Here is a 24,155-nt window from a genome sequence, read left to right on the forward strand (position 1 = left end):
TGTCCCTAGTACGAGAGGACCGGGACGGACGAACCTCTGGTGTGCCAGTTGTTCTGCCAAGGGCATGGCTGGTTGGCTACGTTCGGGAGGGATAACCGCTGAAAGCATCTAAGCGGGAAGCCTGCTTCGAGATGAGTATTCCCACCTCCTTGAGAGGGTAAGGCTCCCAGTAGACGACTGGGTTGATAGGCCGGATATGGAAGCACGGTAACGTGTGGAGTTGACCGGTACTAATAGGCCGAGGGCTTGTCCTCAGTTGCTCGCGTCCACTGTGTTGGTTCTGAAACCACGAACAGCCCCACGTGCCACACGTGGTGCGGCTGAACAGTTTCATAGTGTTTCGGTGGTTATAGCGTAGGGGAAACGCCCGGTTACATTCCGAACCCGGAAGCTAAGCCTTACAGCGCCGATGGTACTGCAGGGGGGACCCTGTGGGAGAGTAGGACGCCGCCGAACAATTATTGGGAAAACCCCCGCACCTTACGGTGCGGGGGTTTTCTGCGTTTAAGCTCGCATCCATGCGCTATGACCTCGTGATCTTCGACAACGACGGCGTACTCGTCGACAGCGAGCCCATCTCCAACCGGCTGCTCGCGGCGTACCTCACCGAGCTGGGACACCCCACCTCGTACGAGGAGTCCGTTCGGGACTACATGGGGTCGGCGATGCACCGGATTCATGAGCTGGTCCTCGAGCGGACGGGACTGCGGTTGCCGGAGGACTTCGACGACGTCTTTCACGCGCGGGTGTTCGCTGCCTTCGAGCAGGAACTGCTCGCCGTGGCCGGGGCCTCCGAGGTGCTGGAGAAGCTGGCCGCGGACGGGGTGCCGTTCTGCGTGGCCTCATCCGGGAGCCATGAGCGGATCCGGGTGGGGCATCGGACGACCGGACTCGACCGGTGGTTCGATGAGGGACGGATCTTCAGTTCGCAGGACGTGGGGCGAGGCAAGCCGGCTCCCGACCTGTTCCTGTACGCGGCCGAGCGGATGGGGGTCGCGCCGGAGCGGTGTGTCGTCGTCGAGGACAGTCCGTTGGGCGTGCAGGCGGCTGTGGCGGCCGGGATGGACGTGTACGGGTTCACCGCGATGACGCCCTCGGAGAAGCTCCTGGGAGCCACTCAACTCTTTCCCGAGATGGCGGAGTTGGCCGACCTGCTCGTCTGACATCTGTCATACGGAGGTCCGGACGATCGTTTCTACTGGCGCCGATCGCCGGACGGCACTCTGAGGACATGACGACGAAGACGAGCGACACGCAGCCGGGCAAGTCGAACCACTTCCTGCCGCTGATCCTGGACGTGGCCGTCCCCATCGGGGCGTACTACCTGCTCAAGGACGGCCTCGGGATGAGCACCTTCGCTGCGCTGGCCTGGAGCAGCATCGTCCCGGCCGTGCGGACCGCGTGGACCGCGGTGACGGAGCGCGCGGTCAACGGGATCGCCGGCCTCATCCTCGTCGTGAACATCGTTTCGCTGGCCCTCGGCTTCGTCTCCGGTGATCCGCGGTTGATGCTCGCCAAGGACAGTGCGGTCAGCAGCACCGTGGGGATCGGGATCCTGGTGTCCGTCGTACTGGGGCGGCCGATGATGACCGCCGGGCTCAAGCCGTTCCTGGTCAAGAGCGCGGTCAGGGAGGCCGCCTGGGGGCGGCTGATGGACGGGACAGCGGCGGCGTCGGCGGACTTCCGGCGCAAGGAGCGGGTCTTCTCGACCGTCTGGGGCGGGGTGCTGCTCGCGGAGTGCGTCGTGCGGATCGTGGGGGCGTTCACCGTGCCCGTGGACACCATGGTGTGGCTCGGGTCGGTCGTCCTCGTCGCTGCTGTGGGGACCGGGATCGTGGTCGGCGGCGCGTTCGGCGCCGGGCCCATGGAGCGGATGCTCACCGCCGAGGCCGCTGCGGGCGGAGAGTCCAGGGCGGTCGAGCCGGCCATGGCCGCTTGAGACGGACCACGGCAGAGATGAGGCAAATTCATCTTTGGCTGGATCTACCCACGGGTAAGCCGGGGCCCTACGCTCGCGGCCATGACTGATGTGCTGCGGCGCGGCAGGGCCTCGCTGGCGTTCGGCTTCTGTGTGCAGGGGGTCGCCTTCGCTCTGCTCGTGACGCGGATTCCGGCCATCCAGGACCGCTACGGGGTCTCCGACGCGCTGCTGCCGGCCTTCCTGGCCGCTGTGCCGATCCTCGCCGGGATCGGGAGCGTGAGCACCGAGCGGCTGGTGCGGCGGGTGCCGCCGAGCCGGTTGCTGCGGTGGTCCCAGCCCGTCGTGCTGCTGGCGCTGCTCGGGGTCGGGGCCGGGGAGCGGATGCTCGAACTGGGTGTCGCGCTCGCGGCGTTCGGGCTCGCGGTCGGGGTGCTGGACGCGTCGATGAACATGCTCGGGGTGAGCCTGCAGCGGGCGTACGGGCGCAGCATCATGCTCAGCTTCCACGCGGCGTACAGCCTGGGCGGGATCGTCGGGGCCTCGCTGGCATGGGTGGGGGCGCACTGGGATCTGGCGTTGTGGGTGTCGTATCTGCCGGTCGTGCTGGTGCTGCTGCCGGCGGTGCTGGTGGGGAGCCGGTGGTACGTCGACGACCAAGGCGCGGCACCCGGGGCGGAGGAGAAGGCGGGGGAGACGGGCGCGGAGGGGCAGGCTGTCGTCTTCAAGTGGCTGTTGCCGCTCTGCCTGGTGATGACCTTCGCGTACATCGGGGACTCGACGGTCTCCAACTGGAGTGCCAAGTATCTCCAGGACGTGCTGGGGAGCTCGGAGCAGCTGGCGACGGTGCCGTACAACGTGTACATGGTCACCACGCTGCTGGGGCGGGCGATCGGCGACCTCGGGGTGCGGCGGTTCGGGGCGGTGGCGGTCGTGCGGGGCGGGGCGCTGGTGGCGGCGGGTGGGTTCGCCGTGGTGGCGGGGGCGCCCGGGGCATGGGTCGGGATGCTGGGATTCACGCTGCTGGGGCTGGGGTTGTGTGTGCTGGTGCCGCAGACGTTCGCGGCGGCGGGCAGGCTGTTCCCGGGGGCTTCGGACGCGGCCGTGGCGCGGCTGAACGTCTTCAACTATGTGGGGTTCCTGATCGGTTCGCCGTTGGTCGGTGCGCTGGGGGATCTGTGGAGCTACCGCGGGGCCATGCTCGTGCCGATGGTGTTGGTGCTGGTGACACTCGTGTACGCCCGGTCGTTCGCTGCTCAACCGGACCGATACGGTGGCGGGCATGAGCGGCCGCGCACAGCTGATGTGGGACGAGGCAGTAACGGGCTATGACTTCGGTCCGGGGCATCCGATGGACCCCGTACGGCTCGCCCTGACCCGGAAACTGGTCGACGCCTTCGGGCTGGACCGTGAGGTGGAGGTCGTCGCCGCGAAGGCGGCCGGGGAGTCGACGCTGCGGCTCGTCCACCGTCAGGACTACATCGGGGCGGTGAAGGCCGCGTCGGCGGATCCGGGGGCGGCGGACCAGTCGTACGGTCTGGGGACGATGGACGATCCGGCGTTCGCGGGGATGCACGAGGTGTCGTCGCTGATCGCCGGGCAGTCGGTGGGGGCGGCGGAGGCGGTGTGGCGCGGTGAGGCGCTGCACGCGGTGAACTTCGCGGGCGGGCTGCACCACGCGATGCCGGGCGGTGCGTCCGGGTTCTGCATCTACAACGACGCGTCGCTGGCCATCGCCCGGCTGCTGGAGCTCGGCGCGGAGCGGGTCGCGTACGTCGACGTCGACGTGCATCACGGGGACGGGGTGCAGGCGGCGTTCTGGGACGATCCGCGGGTGCTGACGATCTCGCTGCACGAGCATCCCCGGACGCTGTTCCCGCAGACCGGGTGGCCGGAGGAGACCGGGGCGGACTCGGCGGAGGGCTCGGCGGTGAACGTGGCGCTGCCGGCCGGGACCGGGGACGCCGGATGGCTGCGGGCGTTCCACGCGGTGGTGCCGGAGCTGATCGCGGACTTCCGGCCTCAGGTGCTGGTGACGCAGCACGGGGCCGACACGCACTTCGAGGATCCGCTGGCGCATCTGGCGGTGTCGCTGGACGCGCAGCGGGCGGTGCAGGTGGCCTGTCACGACCTGGCGCACGAGTACGCGGAGGGGCGGTGGGTGGCCCTGGGCGGGGGTGGCTACGCCGTGGTGGACGTCGTTCCGCGGTCGTGGACGCATCTGGTCGGGATCGCGGCGGGCCGGGCCGTGGAGCCCGAGGCGGTGATCCCCGAGGGCTGGCGGCAGGAAGTGTTCGCGCGGACGCGGCAGTTGGCCCCGGCGCGGATGACGGACGGGCGCTGGCCCGTGGCCTGGCAGGGCTGGGAGGAGGGCTACGACCCGGCGGACCGGCTGGACCAGGCGGTGCTGGCGGCCAGGCGGGCGGTCTTCCCGCTGCGGGGGCTGCTGGCCTGACCGGATCGGGGTACTAGGCCGACCGTGCGGTGTTCCCCGGTTCCCGGGACAGGCAGGACCCGTGTCGCGCACGATCTCCTGGTGCTGACCCCCGAAGCCCTTCGCGCGCACCTGGTGGGTGCGCGTCTCGCCGGGACCGTGGCCACGTCCCGGGAGGAGAGCCTGCGGAGCTACCGGCTGTTCGCTGCCCGGGACCCCCGGGTGCTGCTCGGGATCGATCCCGAAAGGCCTTGGAGGCAGCGGGATTTGATTGATCTGATGGCGGACCGGTGCGGGGTTTCGGTCGATTCTCGTCGTACTTCCGGCCAGGACGTGATCGATCCGGAGAGGACGCTGAGCGCGCTGGACGCCTTCGCGGAACGGCTCGCCGGGGCCGCCCGGCGCCGCGCGCCCGTGCTGCTCGGCACCGGGCATCCGCACCGGCTGCTCGGTTTCTACGCCGCTCTGGCAGACGCGCTGTCGGCGGCCGGGTGTGAGGTCCTCACCCCCGCGCAGGGTCGCTGTGTCGACATAACGACCCGGTTCGGCCTACGTACGTACAACCTCGACTACGTACGAGGAGTCGCGCTGGTGCGGGCGTCCGGCGGGGAACGCCCCGGTTGTGAGCCCGGCGCGCATACGCACTCACCTCTCCCGGTTCGTACCGTGCTGGCCGTCGCCGCGGAGGCCGGCGGGCCCCTTCCCGAGCTGGTGATCGGGGACCACGGGTGGGTCTGCGGGGCAGGTCAGCTGGGGTTCGAGGCCATCGGTCCGGCCGATACGGACGACCCCGCCCCGTTCGTCGGTCAGGCCGAGGGGTCCGTGTCCGTCGTCGTTCCACTTGATGATGGCGTGCGGTCTGATTACTACCTGCCGCTTACCCGCTACGTACTCAATCGGGCGTGTCTGTCACAGTAGGCCGCCGATGGGTGCACCTCTTCCCCACTCGCATCACCCGCCCCTACATTGGGGAGTGAGCACGCAGCGACGAAGAGTCACCGGAAGGGGAAGCCGGTGGCCGTCGAGTGCGGAAGGTTCAGGTGTGTCATGGCTGCAGCTGGCGAGAGGCCTCTGAACGAGGTTCAGTTCCTTACCGTGGCGGAAGTCGCCTCGGTGATGCGAGTGTCGAAGATGACCGTGTACCGGCTGGTGCACAGCGGTCATCTGCCCGCGATCCGTGTGGGGCGGTCCTTCCGCGTCCCGGAGCAAGCGGTTCACGAGTACCTCCGCGAGAGTTACGTGGGGGTGGAAACCGCCTGACGGCTGGGCCGGGGCGATCCTCTCAGGGCACTTCGGGATCCCCCGGCCTCCTCGATTACGACCTCAGCGCTCGGACGGGTAGGCTGGCCCCTCGTAGGTCGTATGGGCCCATGGCGCCCAAACACCGAGTGATGAGAAGTGAGCGAGGGTAGTCGTGGGCTCTGTTATCAAGAAGCGGCGCAAGCGGATGGCGAAGAAGAAGCACCGCAAGCTGCTCAAGCGCACGCGCGTCCAGCGTCGCAACAAGAAGTAAGTTCGCGACGCGGACTGCGCGAGAGCGTTGCTGTGGCCCCCCACTGAACGGTGGGGGGCCACACGTGTATCGGCTCGTACGTCCGGCTGCTTTGGTCACTTCGCGCATCGGGCGGTCATCACAGCGCAACACCGAACCGCTAAGTTGGCCCCACGGGGGAACGCGGCGGGGGCGAGATGTTCTGGAAGGAAGGCGCTGATCTTGGGCAAGGTCGTGCTCGTCACCGGAGTGGCCCGCCAGCTGGGGGGCCGGTTCGTCCGGCGGATCCAGCGTGACCCCGACGTGGACCGCGTCGTCGGGGTGGACGCGGTGCCGCCCGAGCACCATCTGGGCGGTGCGGACTTCGTCCAGGCCGACATCCGGCAGCCCGGGATCGCGCGGGTGCTCGCCGAAGCGGGTGCCGACACGATCGTCCACCTGGACGTGACGGGCACACCGCTGGGCAGCGGCAACCGGGCCTCCCTGAAGGAGACCAACGTCATCGGCACCATGCAGCTGCTCGGTGCCTGCCAGAAGTCGCCCACCGTGCGGCGGCTGGTCGTGAAGTCCAGCACCAACGTCTACGGTTCCGCGCCCCGCGATCCGGCCGTGTTCACCGAGACGACCCCGCCCAAGTCGCTGCCGAGCGGCGGCTTCGCCAAGGACACGGTGGAGGTCGAGGGCTACGTCCGCGGCTTCGCGCGCCGGCGGCCCGACGTGGCGGTGGCCGTGCTGCGGTTCGCCAACATCCTGGGCCCGACCGCGGACACCCCGCTCGCCTCGTACTTCTCGCTGCCGGTCCTGCCGACGGTGTTCGGCTACGACCCGCGGCTGCAGTTCGTGCACGAGGACGACGTGATCGAGGTGCTGCGGATCGCCTCGCACGAGCCGCAGCGGGGCACGCTCAACAGCGGCACCTTCAACATCGCCGGAGACGGCGTCCTGCTGCTCTCCCAGTGCTCCCGGCGCCTGGGCCGCCCCACCGTGCCCCTGCTGCTCCCCGCGGTCACCTGGGCGGGCTCGCTGGTGCGTACGCTGGGCATGACGGACTTCTCGCCCGAGCAGATCCGGCTGCTGACCCACGGCCGGGTCGTCGCCACGGGCCAGATGCGCGAGACGCTGGGATTCCAGCCCAAGTACACGACCGCGGAGACGTTCGCGGACTTCGCACGCAGCCAAGGACCCGGACTTCTGCCGCCGGAGGCCCTTGCCGGGGCCGTCGACCGGATCGCCGCGCTGCCCCTCGCGGGCGGCGGTCACACCCCGACGCAGAGCGCCAACTGAGGAGCGCATCAACGATGGCGGATGCCAAGGTCATTCCGTTCGACGACGACCGGTCCCGCGGGAGCGCCGCACAGCGCCCCCAGCGTCGCCGGAGCGCGGGGAACCGGCGCCCGGGCACGGAGTCCGCGCCGGTACGTGAGGTGCAGCCCCTGCCCACCAGGGCTGTTCCGCAGGATGATGTTCCTGTGACGTCCGATGAACAACCGCCACAGGGGTCCGGGGACGGCGACGGCGGCCTGGAACGGCGGATCGCGAGCGGCCTGGCCTTCCTGCGCCGCCGCCTCACCGGGGACTACGAGGTCGACGACTTCGGCTACGACGAGGAACTCACCGACCAGGTCCTGATGTCCCTGCTGCGGCCGCTGTACGACACGTACTTCAGGGTCGAGGTGAAGGGCGTCGAGAACATCCCGTCCGAGGGCGGCGCCCTGATCGTGGCGAACCACTCCGGGACGCTGCCGATGGACGGCCTGATGATGCAGGTCGCCGTGCACGACAACCACCCGGCGGGCCGGCATCTGCGGCTGCTGGCCGCCGATCTGGTGTTCATGCTGCCGGTGGTCAACGAACTCGCCCGCAAGCTCGGCCACACCCTGGCGTGTGCCGAGGACGCGGCGCGGCTGCTGGAGCAGGGCGAACTGGTCGGGGTGATGCCGGAGGGCTTCAAGGGCCTCGGCAAGCCCTTCGCGGACCGCTACAAGCTCCAGCGCTTCGGCCGCGGCGGCTTCGTCTCCACGGCACTGCGCGCCGGGACGCCGATCATTCCCTGCTCGATCGTCGGGGCCGAGGAGATCTACCCGATGATCGGCAACGCCAAGACCGTCGCCCGGCTGCTGGGGTTTCCGTACTTCCCGATCACGCCGACCTTCCCGTGGCTCGGGCCGCTCGGGGCGATTCCGCTGCCGACCAAGTGGACGATCCAGTTCGGCGAGCCGATCCCCACGGACGGCTATCCGCCGGAGGCGGCCGAGGACCCGATGCTGATGTTCAACCTGACCGACCAGGTCAGGGAGCAGATCCAGCACACGCTGTACAAGCTGCTGGTGCAGCGGCGGTCGGTCTTCTTCTGAACCCGCAGGTTCTGAACCCGCAGGCATGACAGTGGGGGCGCCGAGGGGCGCCCCCACTGTCATGCCGCCGTCTAGTTCGCGTCCTCGTTGTCCATGTCCAGCCCGGGCAGCAGGCCGGGCAGGAGCGGCGGGAGTGTCACGTTCGGCTTGGGGACGGACGGGGTGCCCTCCGCCGACGGGGAGGCGCTCGCCTCGCTGTCCTTCGGCGGGTCGAGCAGGCCGCCGGTGTTGCCGCCGAGCAGACCGTCGCTCTCGCTGCCGGAGCCGGCCGGGCGGCTGGGGCTGCCGCTGCCCGTGCCGCCCCTGTCGGGGCTCTTGCCGCTGCTCTTGCCGGGGCGGGCCGACCGGTCGGTGGCCGAGGAGCCGGTGGAGGCCGACTCGGAGGCACCCCGGTGCCTGCCCTCGCCGCCGCCCCGGGCCGGAGGCTCGGGCAGCAGGGAGCGCAGCGGGGCGACGTCCTCCTCTATGGCGTCGAACACCGACGACACCTGGTCGCCGACGTCTCCGAGCTGGACGGGCAGCTTCTCGCGCAGTTCGCCCCAGGCCTGGCGGTGGGAGCGGGAGAACGCCGACAGGGCCTGGATGGGGCCCAGGGAGTCCGGGTCGTGCTGGTACGCCTCGCTCAGCAGCCGGTGGCCTTCCGACGCGTCGTGCCGCATGCCGGACAGGGCGCGGCGGATCTCGCCGAGGGACTCGTGGTCCAGGGGGCCGCTGCGGCCGCGCTCCATCAGGCGGCGGGCTTCGCTGAGCCGGGTGGAGGCGTGGTCGAGGTAGACCCGCCCGCGCTCGTCGGCGCCGTCGGCCAGGCCGAGTTTGACGTCCTCGATGCCGCGCTTGAGGCCGTAGAGCGAGTCGCCGGGCAGGGCGTCTGAGCTGGCCGCGGAGACTCCGCCGAAGGCGCTGGCGGCCACGCCGACGCTGAGGCCGCCCGCGGTGAGGCCCTTGGCGAGCCGGGAACGCGGCCGGTACTTCTTCAGTGAGTTCGCGCGGTGGGCGCCCCGGGCCCGGGAGCGCTGCTCGGGGACCGCGCGGTCCGTCGCCCCGCCTCCCACGGTGCCCTCCTGGAGCATGGCCTCGAAGGCCGCCACCAGCTGGGCCCGCTGGACGACCTTGACCTCCGGGTCGAGCACCGGTCTGGGCAGCGTCTCAAGACCGGAGGCGAGCGCCAGCAGGCGTGCCTGTTCGGTCTGTTCCGCAGCGGCCGGCGCCGGTGCCGGTCCTTCGGGCTGCTCGGCCGCCGTGCCCTGCTCGGACTGCTCCTGAAGGGCCTGGGCGAAGGCGTTCGCCCGCCGGTGCGCCGATACGTTCGCGATCACTGGCGGCACCTCCTCTCGTCATGACGGTCGACTCCCCAGGGGGTCCTGAGGGTTGCACGCCCTGACCACGACCACACGATCGGGTGACCGGAGTCGGCCAGGGGGTGACCACAGGGAGTCTGCATCCCGCACAACGAGCGGCGCGGCACTTGGGTTACGGACACCGGATGATCCGATGCCGAAGTCAACGGACTTTCACGGAGCGTGAGTTGGCGGTGGCGGAGGGTGTTCTCCGGTCAGCGGGCGTCTTCCGGGAGGAGCCGGGCGAGAGTGCGGACGGCCCGGTACTGGAGGGTCTTGATGGCGCCCTCGTTCTTGCCCATGACGCGGGCGGTCTCGGCGACGGAGAGGCCCTGGAGGAAGCGGAGCGTCACGCACTCCTGCTGCTGGGGGTTGAGCCGCCGTACGGCGTCGAGCAGGGCGGCGTTGGAGAGGGACTCCAGGACGGAGTCCTCGGGGGAGCGCTCGACCTCGTTGGCGTCGAGCATCTCGCCGGTGGTGACCTCGAGGCGGAAGCGGCTGGACTTGAAGTGGTCGGCGACCAGGTTGCGGGCGATGGTGACGAGCCAGGCGCCGAAGTCGCGGCCCTGCCAGGTGAAGGTGCCGATGCGGCGCAGGGCCCGCAGGAAGGTCTCGCTGGTGAGGTCCTCGGCGGTCGCCTTTCCTCCGACCCGGTAGTAGATGTACCGGTACACGGTGTCGCTGTACTGGTCGTAGAGGCGGCCGAAGGCGTCGGCCTCGCCGGCCTGGGCGCGCTCCACGAGGTCCATCATCCGGGCGCTGTCGCTGTCCGCGGCGGGCCGTCGGGCGGTGGCCGCGCCGGACGGGCGCCCTCGTCTGCCGACCGCGGCGCTGCCGTCGGCCAGTGCGTAGCACGGACCGACGGGCGCGGCGGCGGCGAATGCGGGGACGGCGTACGCGGTGGGGACGAAGCCGCGCAACAGGTCGAGGACCGTTGCGCGAAGCGTAGCCAGGCCCGAGGCGTCAACCCCGACGTGTGGGTACACGGGACTCCCAGAGGCAGAGCTTCCATCACGTGCAGTACGGGACCTTTCACCCGTCGTAGCGACGGAGGGGTACCGGATTGCGTCTGAGGAGAATAACGCTTCGTACAGGCCCTGCTACACCGAGTTGCTCAAATCATCGATTACGTCGCTTCCGTAACCGATTGACGCCGGATCAAGCGCCAGAGGATGAACGATTGTTGATCGAAAAGGTTCGGATTGAGGCCGAGTCCGGGGCGTGTTGTGGCCGTGTGCAGCCAAGAGGACTGGACGCGAGGTTGTGGGGGTACGCCAGTTGGATTTACGGGGCCTGTCATCCCGTAAGCGATGGTGTCCCGGATTGATCGCCTCGTCAGCGGCGGCGGCGGTGCAGGGCGATCGCCGCCGCGGTGCCGCCGGCCACCGCGCCGACGCCGGCCGCGGCGGGGATGCCGACCTTGGCCGCCTTGCGGCCGGTGCGGTAGTCGCGCAGGCGCCAGTCGAGCCGGCGGGCGTGCTTGCGCAGCTTGGAGTCCGGGTTGATGGCGTACGGGTGACCGACCAGCGACAGCATCGGGATGTCGTTGTGCGAGTCGCTGTAGGCGGCGCAGCGGCCGAGGTCCAGGCCCTCCGCCGTCGCCAGGGCGCGGACCGCCTCGGCCTTCGCGGGGCCGTGCAGCGGTTCGCCGACCAGCTTGCCCGTGTAGACGCCGTCGACGGACTCGGCGACCGTGCCGAGGGCGCCGGTCAGGCCCAGGCGGCGGGCGATGACCTGGGCGATCTCGACCGGGGCCGCCGTCACGAGCCACACCTTCTGGCCCGCGTCCAGGTGGGCCTGGGCCAGGGCCCGGGTGCCGGGCCAGATGCGCTCGGCCATGTACTCGTCGTAGATCTCCTCGCCGATCGACTGGAGCTCGGCGACGCGGTGGCCCTTGACGATGGACAGGGCCGAGTCGCGGGCCTCCTGCATGTGCTCGGGGTCCTCGACCCCGGCCAGCCGGAACCAGGCCTGCTGCCAGGCGAACTTCGCCAGCTCGCGCGTCTCGAAGAACTTCCGTTTGTACAGGCCACGGCCGAAGTGGAAGAGGGCGGCGCCCTGCATGACGGTGTTGTCCAGGTCGAAGAAGGCGGCGGCCCGGTCGTCACCGTGGACCGGGAACTGCGGTTCCTCGGTCGTGCCGGCAGCCTCCTGTGAGGACTTGCGTGCTGCCTCCGCCGAGGCCTCGCCTGCCAAAACGCTCCGCGCCGTGGCGGAGCGCCTACGGGGAGTGAGCCATCCAAGAGCGGCCATGGCGTGAGCATAGCCAGTTTGTTCGGGGGTTCCGGAGTCGAGAGGTTTGGAGCGTGTGAACTCTCAGCGTGCGTGTCGTTAAAGAGGCCGCGCGGGAATGAGCCGGTCGGCGTGTCCCCTGGCCCTTCGGAAGGGTTCCCCTCGTTCACGGGCGCGCGACAATGGCCGACATGAGTCCCCTCTTTCGCCGTAAGCCCTCCGGGGAACGGCTCGTCACGCTGATCCGGAAGCCCGGCTGCCATCTGTGCGACGACGCGCAGGTCGTCGTGGAGAAGGTGTGCGGTGATCTCGGAGTCCCCTGGGAGGGGAAGGACATCACGGAGGATCAGGAACTGCACGACCGGTACTGGGAGCAGATCCCGGTCGTGCTGGTGGACGGCAGGCAGCACACCTTCTGGCGCGTGAACGAGGACCGCCTGCGCAAGGCGCTCACCGAGTGAGGCCGGCCGGTGACGCGACTGACCGACCAGTCCAAAGCGGTCGCCGGGTCGCTTAGGATCGATGGGAACTGGTCTCGGGGGCGGGATGCATGGAGGAGAGTGTGCGGTTTTGCCCCCAGGAGTGAAGGAACGGCGGTGCTCGTGCGCCGGTTCCCCACGAATGCGCCGGGGGTGCGTGAGCCCGGTCACGTTGGCCGGGCAAATCGGACACCATCTTTGTGCACGCGTTCACAAAGACATAGCCTGCATTCGACGGGGCGGTCATGTAGGGACGTATGACCGCCTACAGCCCCGCTCTACCCGCAGGAGCACCGTGGCAACTGGCCGAACTCACCGACCGGCGACCCGCAGCCGAGGGATTCCCGAGGCCACCGTCGCCCGGCTTCCGCTGTACCTCCGCGCCCTGACCGCGCTGTCGGAGCGCTCGGTACCCACTGTCTCCTCCGAGGAGCTCGCGGCCGCGGCGGGGGTCAACTCCGCGAAGCTGCGCAAGGACTTCTCCTACCTCGGCTCCTACGGGACCAGGGGTGTCGGCTACGACGTCGAGTACCTCGTCTACCAGATCTCCCGTGAGCTGGGCCTCACCCAGGACTGGCCGGTCGTGATCGTCGGTATCGGTAACCTCGGCGCCGCCCTGGCCAACTACGGCGGCTTCGCCTCCCGTGGTTTCCGGGTCGCCGCGCTGATCGACGCCGATCCGGCCATGGCGGGCAAGCCCGTCGCCGGGATCCCCGTGCAGCACTCCGACGACCTGGAGAAGATCATCCAGGACAACGGCGTGTCGATCGGTGTCATCGCCACCCCCGCCGGTGCCGCCCAGGCGGTCTGCGACCGGCTCGTGGCCGCCGGTGTCACCTCCATCCTGAACTTCGCGCCGACCGTGCTGTCCGTCCCGGACGGTGTCGACGTGCGCAAGGTGGACCTCTCCATCGAGCTGCAGATCCTCGCCTTCCACGAGCAGCGCAAGGCCGGGGAGGAGGCCGCCTCCGACGGTGGCGTCCCGACGGCCGCCGCCCGCGGCGAGTCCGCCGACCAGGGGCCTGACGGGGACATGCCCGCCGTGATGCCGGCATGAGCCTCCTCGTCGTCGGACTCAGCCACCGCAGCGCCCCGGTCAGCGTGCTGGAGCGGGCCTCGCTCAACCCGGACGCGCAGGGAAAGCTGCTCCAGGACACGGTCGCCGCCGAACCGGCCGCCGAGGCCGCGGTGCTCGCCACCTGCAACCGCATCGAGCTCTACGCCGACGTGGACAAGTTCCACGCCGGTGTCGCCGAGCTGTCCACGCTGCTCGCCCAGCACAGCGGGGTCGGCCTGGAGGAGCTCACTCCTTATCTCTACGTGCACTACGAGGACCGGGCCGTCCACCACCTGTTCTCGGTGGCGTGCGGGCTGGACTCGATGGTCGTCGGCGAGGGCCAGATCCTCGGCCAGATCAAGGACTCCCTGGCCCGCGCGCAGGACCTGCACTCCGCCGGCCGCCTCCTGAACGACCTGTTCCAGCAGGCCCTGCGGGTCGGCAAGCGCGCCCACTCCGAGACCGGCATCGACCGCGCCGGCCAGTCCCTGGTCACCTTCGGCCTGGAGCAGCTGGCCGCGGGCGGCGACGTGGAGACCTGGGCCCGGGGCAAGAAGGCCCTGGTCATCGGCGCCGGTTCGATGTCCTCCCTGGCCGCCGCCACGCTGGCCCGGGCCGGGGTCGCCGAGGTCGTCGTCGCCAACCGCACCATCGACCGCGCCGAGCGGCTCGCCCAGATACTCACCGAGGGCGACGACACGGACGTGCTGGCCCGCGCGGTACCGATGGAATCGGTGCCGGCCGAGCTGACACGTGCCGACATCGCCGTCTCCTGTACCGGCGCGACCGGCCTGGTCCTGACGGCCGAGTCGGTCGCCGCCGCGGTGGAGGGACGCACCGGACAGCCCGCCGCCGAGATCGAGGACGACCGGCGCACGGAGTCCCGGCAGGACGCGCTGCCGCCCACCTCCGTCGGCAACGACGACAACTGCCCGCTCGACCTGGCCGCCGTGCAGCCCGGCTTCTCCGTCATGGGGGAGGCCGCCGTGGCCGGCATGGACGCCGCCACGCTGGAGCAGCACGCCGCATGGGTCGCCGGTGGCACCGTCGACCGCCGGGAGGGCGCCCGCAGCGGCCCCGAGGCCGACGCCGAGCTGATCGGCGCGCTCGCGGCGACCGCGGCCACCGTCGGGCGGATCCCCGAGCGGCGCCGGCCCCAGCCGGTCGACGAGCCGCAGCGGCCCGAGCCCGTGCTCTTCCTGCTCGACCTGGCGATGCCGCGCGACATCGACGCGGCCGTGCACCGGCTGGCCGGGGTGCGGCTGGTGGACATCGAATCGCTGGCGGAGGCCTCCGCGGGCGCTCCGATGGCTGCCGATGTGGACCAGGTCCGGCGTATCGTCTCCGACGAGGTCGCGGCCTTCGGGGCAGCACTGCGGGCCGCGCACATCACACCGACCGTGGTCGCCCTGCGCACCATGGCCGCCGATGTCGTGGCCAGCGAGATCGCCCGCCTGGACGGGCGGCTGCCGGGCCTCGACGACAAGCACCGAGCGGAGATCACCCAGACCGTGCGGCGCGTGGTCGACAAACTGCTGCACGCGCCGACCGTACGGGTCAAGCAGCTCGCGGCCGAGCCCGGCGGAGCCGGATACGCGGACGCGCTGCGGACCCTGTTCGACCTCGACCCCGAGACGGTGGCAGCCGTCTCCCGGGCCGAGGACAGCACCACCCAGAAGGACCGAGGCCCGGCATGAATGACACCGGCGCGTCCCTGCGGGGAGCGCATGAGCAGGGGGCGCTGAGGCTCGGTACCCGGCGGAGCAAGCTCGCCATGGCCCAGTCCGGGCAGGTGGCCGAGGCCGTGCGCCGGGTGACCGGGCGGCCCGTCGAGCTCGTCGAGATCACCACGTACGGCGACGTCTCGCGCGAGCAGCTCGCGCAGATCGGCGGCACCGGCGTGTTCGTGACCGCGCTGCGCGACGCGCTGCTCAAGGGCGAGGTCGACTTCGCGGTGCACTCGCTGAAGGACCTGCCGACCACGCAGCCCGACGAGCTGGTCGTGGCCGCCGTGCCCGTGCGGGAGGACCCGCGGGACGTGATCGTCGCCCGGGACGCGCTGAAGTTCACCGACCTGCCCTCGGGGGCCCGCATCGGTACGGGTTCGCCGCGCCGGATGGCGCAGCTCAACGCGTACGCGCGCAGCCACAGCCTGGACATATCCACGGTCCCGATCCGCGGCAACGTCGACACCCGCATCGGGTACGTACGCAGCGGTGAGCTCGACGCCGTCGTACTGGCCGCCGCCGGACTGAACCGGATCGGCCGGGGCGACGAAGTGACCGACTTCCTGTCGGTCGACACGGTTTTGCCCGCCCCCGGCCAGGGGGCCCTGGCGATCGAGTGTGCCGCGGGCAACGCGGACCTCGTCGCCGCGCTCGCCGAGCTCGACGACCCGTTCACGCGGGTCGCCGTGACGGCCGAGCGATCACTGCTCGCCGCCCTGGAGGCCGGCTGCAGTGCCCCGGTGGGGGCGCTGGCCGACCTGCTGGCCGACGGGCAGATTGTCAAGGAAATGCGCCTGCGCGCCGTCGTCGGGACGACCGACGGCACGCGCACGGTGCAGCTGTCCACCACCGGTCCCGTGCCCCAGACGCACGACCGGGCAACGGCGCTCGGTCGCGAACTCGCGGCCGAGATGCTCGCCCAGGGCGCGGCCGGTCTGATGGGGGAGCGAGCACATTGAGCCCCACCACCCTTTCCGCCGGTCCTGAACACGGGCACGTCACCTTCCTGGGTGCCGGACCCGGAGATCCGGGACTGCTGACTCTGCGCGCCGTGGAGGCGCTGGCGAACGCGGACGTCCTCGTCGCCGAGCACGAAGTGCTCGACGTCGTACGTCAGCACGCCAGGCAGGGCGTCTCCGAAGTGGACACGGACTCGGATCCTTCCCAGGAGCCGACTCCGGGCACAGGAGCGCCCCAGCTCACGGTTGTTGACGGTACGTCAACCGCCGTGGCCACCCCCGCGGTGCGGGATGCCGCACATCTTGTCATGGAGGCCGCGCGGGGCGGCAGGCGGGTCGTGCGTGCTGTGTCCGGCGACCCGGGCCTCGACACGTACGCCGCCGAGGAGATGCTGGCGTGCGCCGCCGCCGGGGTGCCTTTCGAGGTCGTCCCCGGTATCGCGAGCGCGGTCGGTGTGCCCGCGTACGCCGGTGTGCCCCTGCGCGACGCGCAGGGCGCGGACGTGCGGTTCGTGGACGCGCGGACGGCGTCGGACCGGTGCTGGACGGAGGTCGGCGCGTCGGACGGCACGGTCGTGGTGTCCACCACGCTGGACTCCGTCGCCGCCGCGGCCGGCGAGCTCGTCTCCGCGGGCCGCAAGCCGGACACCCCGATGACGGTCACCGTCGCCGGCACGACCACCCGGCAGCGCACCTGGACCGCCACGCTCGGCACGATCGCGCAGACGCTGAAGCAGGCCAAGGTGCTGCCCTCGCCGGAGGGCGGCCGGCCGGTGATAGCCGTCGTCGGTGACCGTTCCGCCGCCGCCCAGCGCGACCAGCTCGCGTGGTTCGAGTCCAAGCCGCTGTTCGGCTGGAAGGTGCTCGTGCCGCGGACCAAGGAGCAGGCGGTGTCGCTCTCCGACCAGCTGCGGTCGTACGGGGCCGTGCCGAGCGAGGTGCCGACGATCGCCGTCGAGCCGCCGCGCACGCCCCAGCAGATGGAGCGGGCGGTCAAGGGGCTGGTGACGGGCCGCTACGAGTGGATCGCCTTCACCTCGGTGAACGCGGTCAAGGCCGTGCGGGAGAAGTTCGAGGAGTACGGGCTCGACGCCCGTGCCTTCGCGGGCATTAAGGTCGCGGCCGTGGGCGAGCAGACGGCCAAGGCGCTGATCGCCTTCGGTGTGAAGCCGGACCTGGTGCCGAGCGGCGAGCAGTCCGCCGCCGGGCTGCTGGAGGACTGGCCGCCCTACGACCCGGTCTTCGACCCGATCGACCGGGTGTTCCTGCCGCGTGCCGACATCGCCACGGAGACGCTGGTCGCCGGGCTGATCGAGCTCGGCTGGGAGGTCGACGACGTCACGGCCTACCGGACCGTGCGGGCCTCGCCGCCGCCGGCGGAGACGCGGGAGGCGATCAAGGGCGGTGGGTTCGACGCCGTGCTCTTCACCTCGTCGTCGACCGTGCGGAACCTGGTCGGTATCGCCGGCAAGCCGCACAACGTCACCGTGATCGCCTGTATCGGCCCGGCCACGGCCAAGACCGCCGAGGAGCACGGGCTCCGGGTGGACGTCATGGCCCCGGAGCCGTCCGTACTGAAGCTCGCGGAGGCGCTGGCGGACTTCGGCGCGAAGCGGCGAGCCGCCGCGGTGGAGGCCGGGGATCCGGTGACGCGGCCGAGCGAGCGGCGGCCGGGGGCGCGGAGGCGGCGTTCCACGACCTGACCTCCTGCGAACACCGGCTCAGGAGTGCCCTCTCTTCCGGGGGCACTCCTGAGCCGGTTCTGTCACAGGACATGGGCAATTCGGGTTCCGGGTGACCCACGACAGCCCATTTTATCTGTGGTGCTCAGAAGCCGTAAGGCGTGTTGACCGAACTAAAATCGTGTGTTCGCCCGGCACGGTGCACAGGGTGGGTCAGTTGAGTTGGGCGACGTAGACGGGGGTGCCCAGGACAACGTTCTTCCCCCCACGACGCATGGCCATCATTAGGTCGTGATGTCCGGTCAGGGCTCCCATGGCCGAAGCGGGCGTGGAGAGGATCCCGGTGGTGGTGAAGCGCTTGGCGAGGAACTCCGCGACAAATACGGGGCCTTTGAGCTTGGCGTTGACGGCGAGGACGGCCCGATGATGATGGTCGATCGCGGCCTGGGCAGTACTCAGGCCATCTAGCTCGATTTCGGCGATTGTCTCCAGTGCGGAGGTCAACGCGGGCGCGGCCGAACCGCCGATGAACGCCGGGCCGATCCCGGTGTCAGACACCGAGCTTTGAGGAGGAGGCTGACCGGGCCCAAGGTTGGTAGAGGAACTCAGCACATGGTGGATCGACCCGCTCAGACCTATGATCGAATGCTCGTTTTCCCCGCCGAAGTAAACGATTGCATCGTGCGGGGGAGGTAAAGGGCTCCAGCGCATCGACATCACACCGCGGAAGTAGGTGCTCGGGGCTTCCAGGGTGCCGACCAGGCCAGCCGCTTCCAGGAAGTTCTCCACCGCAGCCAAGCGGGACTCGCGAGTATCGGCTGGCTCTGCGAGGGAAGCACCGAACAGTTTGAGATCGAACTTGACCTCCTTGAGGGCCTTGCGCAGACGCCGCCTGGGCATCTGGTTGAACATGCTCACGACCTTGGAATCGGAGATGTAGAGGTAGGAGCGGGGCGGTCGGGACGTCGTGGCCATGTAAGCACCGTCCTGGGCTGAACTCGGACAAGCCGGCCCACGTGCTGCGGGCCCGCCGAGGTTATTACCCACCGCTAGTTCGGAGAAGGCACGTTAGGCAGGTGGGCCTGATCGGCCCGTGCCTTATAGATGTCCATGGGTTCGTCAGGCATGTACGGCACGTCAGCGGTGGGCGTCGCGGCGGCCTGGGTAAGGTCTGCCACGAAGTCCGGGTCGGCACGCGGCCTCCCAGTCGGCCCGGGTCCGCTGGAGCGCCTGGTGGAGGCATTCGGCCGGTCCTTTGAAGGCGTCTTCGTGCTCGGTCTTGCTGTACTCGTGCGGCATGTACACCGGTGGCCGCCACGTGCTGCCGATGGTGCCTGCGATCGGGACTACAGCCCCGATCGCACGCACCGTGGCTCACGCGGCGACGGTGACCGTCTTCGTCTTCCGGCGCTTCGGCGGGCCAAAGGCTGGCCCATGCTTCGGGCCGAACGCGACGGTGTACTCGTACGCGATGTTGTTCGCGAGCGGGATCGAGCGGGACTGCGAGCCGCCGCCGCTGACCGTGTCCTTGATCGCGGAATCCTTCCATACGCCGACCGGCTCCTGCTTGAGGGTCAGCGACAGGGAGGGCAGGTCGATCGTGTCCCAGTTGCGGTGGATCACGATGGCGACCGCCCGCAGCATCATGCCGTCCCAGCTGGTCGGGTCCGAGCCCCAGGCGCCCAGGACCGTCGTAAGCGTCTTGCGCAGGAGACCGTCTGCGGGGTCGCGCATCCCGTGCACCACCTTGAGCGCCTGGATTGCCGAGATACCGTTCTTCGACGTGCCGCTCGACACATGCAGACCGCAGCTCTCCACGTCCGCGTTGATCGTGACCGCCTCGACCTCCTGCGCGGTGACCGCCACCGCGAAGTTCTCATACGGCTTCACCGCACGGCGGTCGCGGTTCGCGGCCAGGAACAGCTTCGCCTCCTGCTTCTTGGTCAGCCCCACGTACACCATGCAGTCCCGGAGGAAGTCCGGGCCCTCGATGTCGCGCGCGACCTTGGTGGAGTGCTGACCATCGAGGAGGTAGTCGCCGTCCGGGCGGCGGGAGACCAGCGCGGGGCCGACCACCTCGGGATCCCAGATCTTCGCCAGGCGGTTGGCCCACTTGGGCTGGAACATGCGCTGCGCGTCGAGGTTCGGGTCGACCCTCAGATGCGAGACCGGGATGGCCTCGTAGTACTTCTTCACGACCGGCTTGGACCGGATGATTTTGCGCGTGCCGGACACGCATCTCCCTCGGTGTGGGTGGACGTCAGATGACGACCACCGTACGCGGAAAAATTTCCGCGTGTAGCTTTTTCTCGCGGGCAATGAATCCTCGCGGGTGGTGGCGGGGGCCGTAGCTCATCCCCTACCGGCAGGGGCGCCACCTCATTGACCTGCTGGAACCCTTCTCGCAGCCTTTGGAGCGCCGCGCTGACCTCGCCGGGCGGGTGTTCTGGCCAGCACATCTACGGGCCCAAGATCAGGTGATGGCCTGTTTTGAGAAACCTTGGCCGCAACCTCTGGGGACTCGATAACGTGCCTTACGTGCCTGAGCCCACTGATCTGCTCAGACGGCCCCGGAACCCTAGATAAGCTGTCCGCCCACGGCTCCTCCACCTCGTGACCCGACCGCACCAAGTCCCTTGCGAATGACTCGTGCTCATGAAATCCTGCAAGGCTTTGCGCACGGCACGAACGGTGTATTCAGTGGGGGGACCACACAGTGAACGACGCGACAACGGGTGGGGCATCGAGCGGCGACGACACGCAGGTCGCACGGCTGGCGGCGGGTTCGTCCAACTTCGGCCACCTGCTCCGGCACGAGCCTTTACTGGTGACGCTGGGCTGTTCCGCGGAGTCGTACGTCCACAGTGACCCGCACGCGGCCATGGTGAAGGCCCGCCTCTTTGGCGAGGTGATGACGCGGCACCTGGTCACGCTCCTTGGCCTCACCGTCCCGGGGTCCCGACAGGTGGACCGGATCAACGCACTCGTCAGGGCCGACGTTCTCGTCCCGCAAGTGAAGGCCTGGTTCGAGGCAGTCCGGACGACGGGTAACAAGGCTGCTCACGAGTACTACGCCAACGTCCGCGAAGCGCTCCAGTCCGTGGAACTGTGCTTCCGCCTCGGTGACTGGCTGCATCGCTCCCTCGACCAGTCCGACACCACGCACAGGGTGTTCTTGGCACCCGCGCCTCCCTCCGCCCCGCCCGCGCCCGAGTCCGTCGCCGACCAGCGCGAGCTGGAGCAGCTGCGCACCGAACTCGACGCCTACCGCCGCAAGTTGGAGGAGGCGCGGCTCAGCTACGACGGTAAGCAGAGCCGCCTGGAGCGCGAGCAGGCCGCCCGCGAGCAGGCCGAGGCGGAGCTGGCCCGCGCCGAGGCCGAGCGGGCCGCGCTGCACGACCTGATCGCCGAGCTGAGCGAGAAGATCACCGAGCTGACGGCCCCGGCGATGGAGTCCCGTTCGGCCGCCCGCCCGCTGGACGGGGCCTCGCGGCGTGACGAGTTCATCGCGCACGCGCAGAAGGCCGCCCGCCCGCCGATGAGCGAGGCGCAGGTCCGGGCCGAACTGGACCGGATCCTGGAGAAGGCGGGCTGGGTTGTCCAGGACGACAGCGCCAAGAACCTCTTCGCGGGCAAGGGCGTCGCGGTCCGGGAGGTCTCCACTGCCGTCGGCCGCGCCGACTACCTCCTCTACGTCGATCAGCGCCTGGTCGGTGTCATAGAGGCCAAGCGGGAGGGGGCCGACCTGGAGGCCGCCATGGAGCAGGCCGCCCGCTATGCCACTGGCCTCACCCGCAGCCAGCAGCTCAGCGCCTGGCGGGCCAGCCTGCCTTTCCGGTACGTCGCCGACGGCAACACCGTCCGCTTCCACAACGCCCTCGACCCGTCCCCGCGCACGCGGGAGGTCTTCGCGGTGCACCGGCCGGACACGATCGCCCGCTGGATCGAGGAGGCCGAGACCGACCCCACCGCCCCGACCCTGCGCGCCCGGATGCGCCGGCTGCCGCAGACCTTCCTCGACGCGAAGGATCTGCGCCCGGCCCAGGAAAAGGCGATCAACGGCCTGGAACTCTCCCTGGCCAAGGACGACCCACGTGCCCTGATCCAGATGGCGACCGGCGCCGGCAAGACGTACACCGTGGTCAGCGAGAGCTACCGGCTGCTCAAGCATGCCGGTGCCAAGCGCATCCTGTTCCTTGTCGACCGCAACAACCTGGGCAGCCAGGCCGCGACCGAGTTCGAGAACTTCGACACCCCGGACGACGGCCGTAAGTTCACCGAGCTGTACGTCGTGCAGCGGCTCGCCGGGGACACGGTGCTGGGCTCCGCGCACGTGGTGGTGTCCACGGTGCAGCGCCTGTGGCTGGCGCTGACGGGCCGTCCGGTGCCGAGCGCCGACAGCGAGGACGAGGCCCTCGACCGCTATGACCTGATCGACGAGCCTGTGCAGGTCGGTTACAACCCCGACCTGGCGCCGGAATCTTTCGATCTGATCGTCGTCGACGAGTGCCACCGTTCCATCTACGGCAAGTGGCGTGCGGTCCTTGAGTACTTCGACGCCCACCTGGTCGGCCTGACCGCCACTCCGGTCAAGCAGACCTTCGGCTTCTTCTTCCAGAACCTGGTCAGCGAGTACCCGTACGAGCAGGCCGTGGCCGACCGAGTCAACGTCGACTTCGACGTCTTCCGGATCCGTACGGAACTGGGCGAGAACGGCGGCACGATTCCGGCGGAGACGGTCGTCCCCATGCGGGAGCGCAAGACGCGGCGCGAGCGGTACCAGGAGCTGGAGGAGGACCTGGAGTGGAAGGCGTCCCAGCTCGGGCGGCAGGTCATCAGCAAGGGGCAGCTCAAGCTCGTCGTCGAGACGTTCCGGGAGCACCTGTTCACGGACATCTTCCCGCCGGTGGGGGAGGGGGAGGCTCAGCGGTCGCGTACGACGGCGCCGAAGACGTTGATCTTCGCCGTGGACGACAACCACGCCGACGAGATTGTCGACATGGTGCGACAGGTCTTCGGCGAGTGCGACGACTTCTGCCGGAAGATCACCCACGCCGCGAAGCGACCAGCCGAACTGATCAAGGCGTTCCGGAACAGCCCCGAACTGCGCATCGCGGTGACCGTGGACATGATCGCCACGGGCACCGACATCCCGCCGCTGGAGTGTGTCTTCTTCCTGCGGGACGTCAAGAGCTGGGCCTACTTCGAGCAGATGAAGGGCCGGGGCTCGCGAACGGTGGACCCGGCGGAGTTCCAGGCGGTCACGCCCGACGCCGAGGTCAAGGAGCGGTTCGTGATCGTTGACGCGGTTGGTGTCACGGACTCGCCCCGCGTCGACGCGCGCCCGCTCAACCGCATCTCCGAGCGGAAGATCCCGCTGGAGCGGCTGATGGCCAAGTCGGCCGGGCTGGCGATGACCGAGGACGAGGTCGCCACGCTTGCGGGCCGCCTGGCGCGGCTCGACCAGCAGCTCACGCCTGAGGAGCGGGAGGAGATCGAGGAACTCGCCGGCCAGCCGTTGCGAAAGATCGTCGGCGGGCTGGTCAGCTCCGTCGACCCCGACCAGCAGGAGAGGGCGAGGCGGATCGGCGGGGAGAAGCAGGTACGGCAGGAAATGCTGGACGCGCTGAAGCCGATCGCCTCGAACGGTGAGCTGCGGGACCGGCTCATGTCCATGCGCCGCGCCCACGACATCGTCATAGACGAGGTGAGCGTGGACCAGGTGAAGGAGGTGCGCGGCATCACGGCCGACGAACTGGCGATCCGGCGCGTGTCCTCCTGGAAGCAGTACATCAAGGACCACCAGGACGAGATCGCCGCACTGAACCTGGCGTTCAGCGAGCGGCGCGATCCCAAGGAGGTCTACCGGCGTCTGCGGGACCTCGCCCGCAAGATCGAGCGTCCCCCGTTCCAGTGGACTCCGTCACGGCTGTACGACGCGTACGTGCAGCTGGGGAAGGCGACTCGGCATCCGCGGGGTGTGGCCGGTGTGGTTGATCTGATCGGGCTGCTGCGCTTCGAGCTGGGGCTGGACCAGGAGGTACGGCCCTACCGGGCGCTGGTGGAGGAACGGTACGCGGCGTGGCGGGCGCAGCAGGAGCAGGCGGGGGCCGTGTTCAGCGAGGACCAGGTGTGGTGGCTGGACCGGATGGTCGACGTGATCGCCACGGATGCGGCGATCGAGCCCGACCATTTGAAGGACGTACCCTTCATCGAGCGCGGGGGCGTGGACGGGTTCCTGAGGGAGTTCGGGGCGGATCGGGGGGCTGAGATTTTGGATGAGCTGGGACGGGAGTTGGGCGCGTGAGCGAGGGTGGTTTTCCTTCTGGGCTTCCGGAGGGGTGGGCCTGGGCGACGCTTGGCGAGGTGTCCGAGTCCGTCCGAAATGGTATCTTCGTTTCTCGCCCGGGGAATGAGCCTGATGGCGTTCCTATTTTGCGAATTGGGGCTGTCAGGCCGCTCCGCCTAGACTTGAGTGACCTCC

At 69.6% G+C, this 24,155-nt stretch carries 20 protein-coding genes, 1 rRNA gene and 1 other annotated feature (1 of these 22 running past the window's edge); of the genes, 16 read left to right on the forward strand and 5 right to left on the reverse strand.

Annotated elements, in window-relative coordinates; genetic code table 11:
- Positions 1-254: a sequence feature (mutual gap in cmsearch alignment for this rRNA model is longer than 100), on the forward strand; it begins 2,805 nt to the left of the window's first position.
- 85 nt (positions 255-339) lie between these two features.
- The 10 genes from rrf to SSQG_RS22055 all read left to right on the forward strand — a co-directional run bounded on the left by rrf (position 340) and on the right by SSQG_RS22055 (position 8,198).
- Positions 340-456: ribosomal RNA gene (rrf, locus tag SSQG_RS22015) — 5S ribosomal RNA — on the forward strand.
- Positions 457-518: 62 nt separating this feature from the next.
- A complete protein-coding gene (locus SSQG_RS22020; protein ID WP_003992043.1) occupies positions 519-1,163 on the forward strand; it encodes an HAD family hydrolase in 645 nt (214 codons plus the stop codon).
- Positions 1,164-1,231: 68 nt separating this feature from the next.
- The gene (locus SSQG_RS22025; RefSeq protein WP_003992044.1) at positions 1,232-1,939 is read left to right on the forward strand and encodes a VC0807 family protein; all 708 of its coding nucleotides are present in this window, start codon (positions 1,232-1,234) and stop codon (positions 1,937-1,939) included.
- A gap of 81 nt (positions 1,940-2,020) precedes the next feature.
- On the forward strand, positions 2,021-3,250 hold the full coding sequence (locus SSQG_RS22030; protein ID WP_003992045.1) for an MFS transporter: 1,230 nt from the start codon (positions 2,021-2,023) through the stop codon (positions 3,248-3,250).
- Positions 3,201-4,373 carry an acetoin utilization protein AcuC gene (locus SSQG_RS22035; protein ID WP_039933378.1) on the forward strand — a complete coding sequence of 391 codons (1,173 nt, stop codon included), beginning with the start codon at positions 3,201-3,203 and terminating at the stop codon, positions 4,371-4,373. The genes SSQG_RS22030 and SSQG_RS22035 overlap by 50 nt, the downstream gene beginning before the upstream one ends.
- An 81-nt stretch (positions 4,374-4,454) precedes the next feature.
- Positions 4,455-5,270 (forward strand): phosphatase, encoded by an 816-nt coding sequence (locus SSQG_RS22040; RefSeq protein ID WP_003992047.1) that lies wholly within the window; start codon positions 4,455-4,457, stop codon positions 5,268-5,270.
- A gap of 129 nt (positions 5,271-5,399) precedes the next feature.
- Positions 5,400-5,612 carry a helix-turn-helix domain-containing protein gene (locus SSQG_RS22045; protein WP_004984898.1) on the forward strand — a complete coding sequence of 71 codons (213 nt, stop codon included), beginning with the start codon at positions 5,400-5,402 and terminating at the stop codon, positions 5,610-5,612.
- A gap of 154 nt (positions 5,613-5,766) precedes the next feature.
- Positions 5,767-5,865, forward strand: coding sequence for a 30S ribosomal protein bS22 (locus SSQG_RS39465; RefSeq protein WP_003948845.1), 99 nt, complete (start codon positions 5,767-5,769; stop codon positions 5,863-5,865).
- Between the two features lie 201 nt (positions 5,866-6,066).
- Positions 6,067-7,128: an NAD-dependent epimerase/dehydratase family protein gene (locus SSQG_RS22050; protein WP_003992048.1), complete on the forward strand. Its 1,062-nt coding sequence runs from the start codon at positions 6,067-6,069 to the stop codon at positions 7,126-7,128.
- Between the two features lie 14 nt (positions 7,129-7,142).
- Positions 7,143-8,198 (forward strand): lysophospholipid acyltransferase family protein, encoded by a 1,056-nt coding sequence (locus tag SSQG_RS22055; RefSeq protein ID WP_003992049.1) that lies wholly within the window; start codon positions 7,143-7,145, stop codon positions 8,196-8,198.
- A 71-nt stretch (positions 8,199-8,269) separates the two neighbouring features.
- On the opposite strand, the gene SSQG_RS22060 is transcribed toward SSQG_RS22055, so the two are convergent.
- From SSQG_RS22060 to SSQG_RS22070, 3 genes are all read right to left on the reverse strand, one after another.
- Positions 8,270-9,514 (reverse strand): DUF5667 domain-containing protein, encoded by a 1,245-nt coding sequence (locus tag SSQG_RS22060; protein ID WP_003992050.1) that lies wholly within the window; start codon positions 9,512-9,514, stop codon positions 8,270-8,272.
- Between the two features lie 236 nt (positions 9,515-9,750).
- Positions 9,751-10,521 (reverse strand): ECF subfamily RNA polymerase sigma factor, BldN family, encoded by a 771-nt coding sequence (locus SSQG_RS22065; RefSeq protein WP_003992051.1) that lies wholly within the window; start codon positions 10,519-10,521, stop codon positions 9,751-9,753.
- A gap of 349 nt (positions 10,522-10,870) precedes the next feature.
- Positions 10,871-11,788 (reverse strand): HAD family hydrolase, encoded by a 918-nt coding sequence (locus tag SSQG_RS22070; RefSeq protein WP_003992052.1) that lies wholly within the window; start codon positions 11,786-11,788, stop codon positions 10,871-10,873.
- Positions 11,789-11,949: 161 nt separating this feature from the next.
- Here SSQG_RS22070 and SSQG_RS22075 point away from each other — a divergent pair, with 161 nt between their 5' ends.
- From SSQG_RS22075 to SSQG_RS22095, 5 genes are all read left to right on the forward strand, one after another.
- Positions 11,950-12,228 carry a glutaredoxin family protein gene (locus SSQG_RS22075; RefSeq protein WP_003992053.1) on the forward strand — a complete coding sequence of 93 codons (279 nt, stop codon included), beginning with the start codon at positions 11,950-11,952 and terminating at the stop codon, positions 12,226-12,228.
- Between the two features lie 313 nt (positions 12,229-12,541).
- Positions 12,542-13,303 carry a redox-sensing transcriptional repressor Rex gene (locus tag SSQG_RS22080; protein WP_003992054.1) on the forward strand — a complete coding sequence of 254 codons (762 nt, stop codon included), beginning with the start codon at positions 12,542-12,544 and terminating at the stop codon, positions 13,301-13,303.
- Complete coding sequence (locus tag SSQG_RS22085; RefSeq protein WP_003992055.1) at positions 13,300-15,000, forward strand: glutamyl-tRNA reductase; 1,701 nt, start codon at positions 13,300-13,302, stop codon at positions 14,998-15,000. The genes SSQG_RS22080 and SSQG_RS22085 overlap by 4 nt, the downstream gene beginning before the upstream one ends.
- The gene (hemC, locus tag SSQG_RS22090; protein ID WP_003992056.1) at positions 14,997-15,989 is read left to right on the forward strand and encodes a hydroxymethylbilane synthase; all 993 of its coding nucleotides are present in this window, start codon (positions 14,997-14,999) and stop codon (positions 15,987-15,989) included. The genes SSQG_RS22085 and hemC overlap by 4 nt, the downstream gene beginning before the upstream one ends.
- On the forward strand, positions 15,986-17,692 hold the full coding sequence (locus tag SSQG_RS22095; RefSeq protein ID WP_003992057.1) for a uroporphyrinogen-III synthase: 1,707 nt from the start codon (positions 15,986-15,988) through the stop codon (positions 17,690-17,692). The genes hemC and SSQG_RS22095 overlap by 4 nt, the downstream gene beginning before the upstream one ends.
- Positions 17,693-17,884: 192 nt before the next feature.
- On the opposite strand, the gene SSQG_RS38280 is transcribed toward SSQG_RS22095, so the two are convergent.
- Both SSQG_RS38280 and SSQG_RS22105 read right to left on the reverse strand, forming a co-directional pair.
- Entirely contained in the window at positions 17,885-18,646 is a 762-nt protein-coding gene (locus SSQG_RS38280; protein ID WP_003992058.1) for an SAVMC3_10250 family protein, read from the reverse strand.
- A gap of 399 nt (positions 18,647-19,045) precedes the next feature.
- Positions 19,046-19,906 (reverse strand): DUF6551 family protein, encoded by an 861-nt coding sequence (locus SSQG_RS22105; protein ID WP_003992059.1) that lies wholly within the window; start codon positions 19,904-19,906, stop codon positions 19,046-19,048.
- A gap of 481 nt (positions 19,907-20,387) precedes the next feature.
- On the opposite strand from SSQG_RS22105, the gene SSQG_RS22110 reads away from it, so the two are divergent.
- The gene (locus SSQG_RS22110; RefSeq protein ID WP_078506892.1) at positions 20,388-23,978 is read left to right on the forward strand and encodes a DEAD/DEAH box helicase family protein; all 3,591 of its coding nucleotides are present in this window, start codon (positions 20,388-20,390) and stop codon (positions 23,976-23,978) included.
- Positions 23,979-24,155: the final 177 nt, after the last annotated feature.

Origin of the sequence: Streptomyces viridochromogenes DSM 40736 (genome assembly GCF_000158955.1) — a bacterium.
GTDB lineage: Bacteria > Actinomycetota > Actinomycetes > Streptomycetales > Streptomycetaceae > Streptomyces > Streptomyces venetus.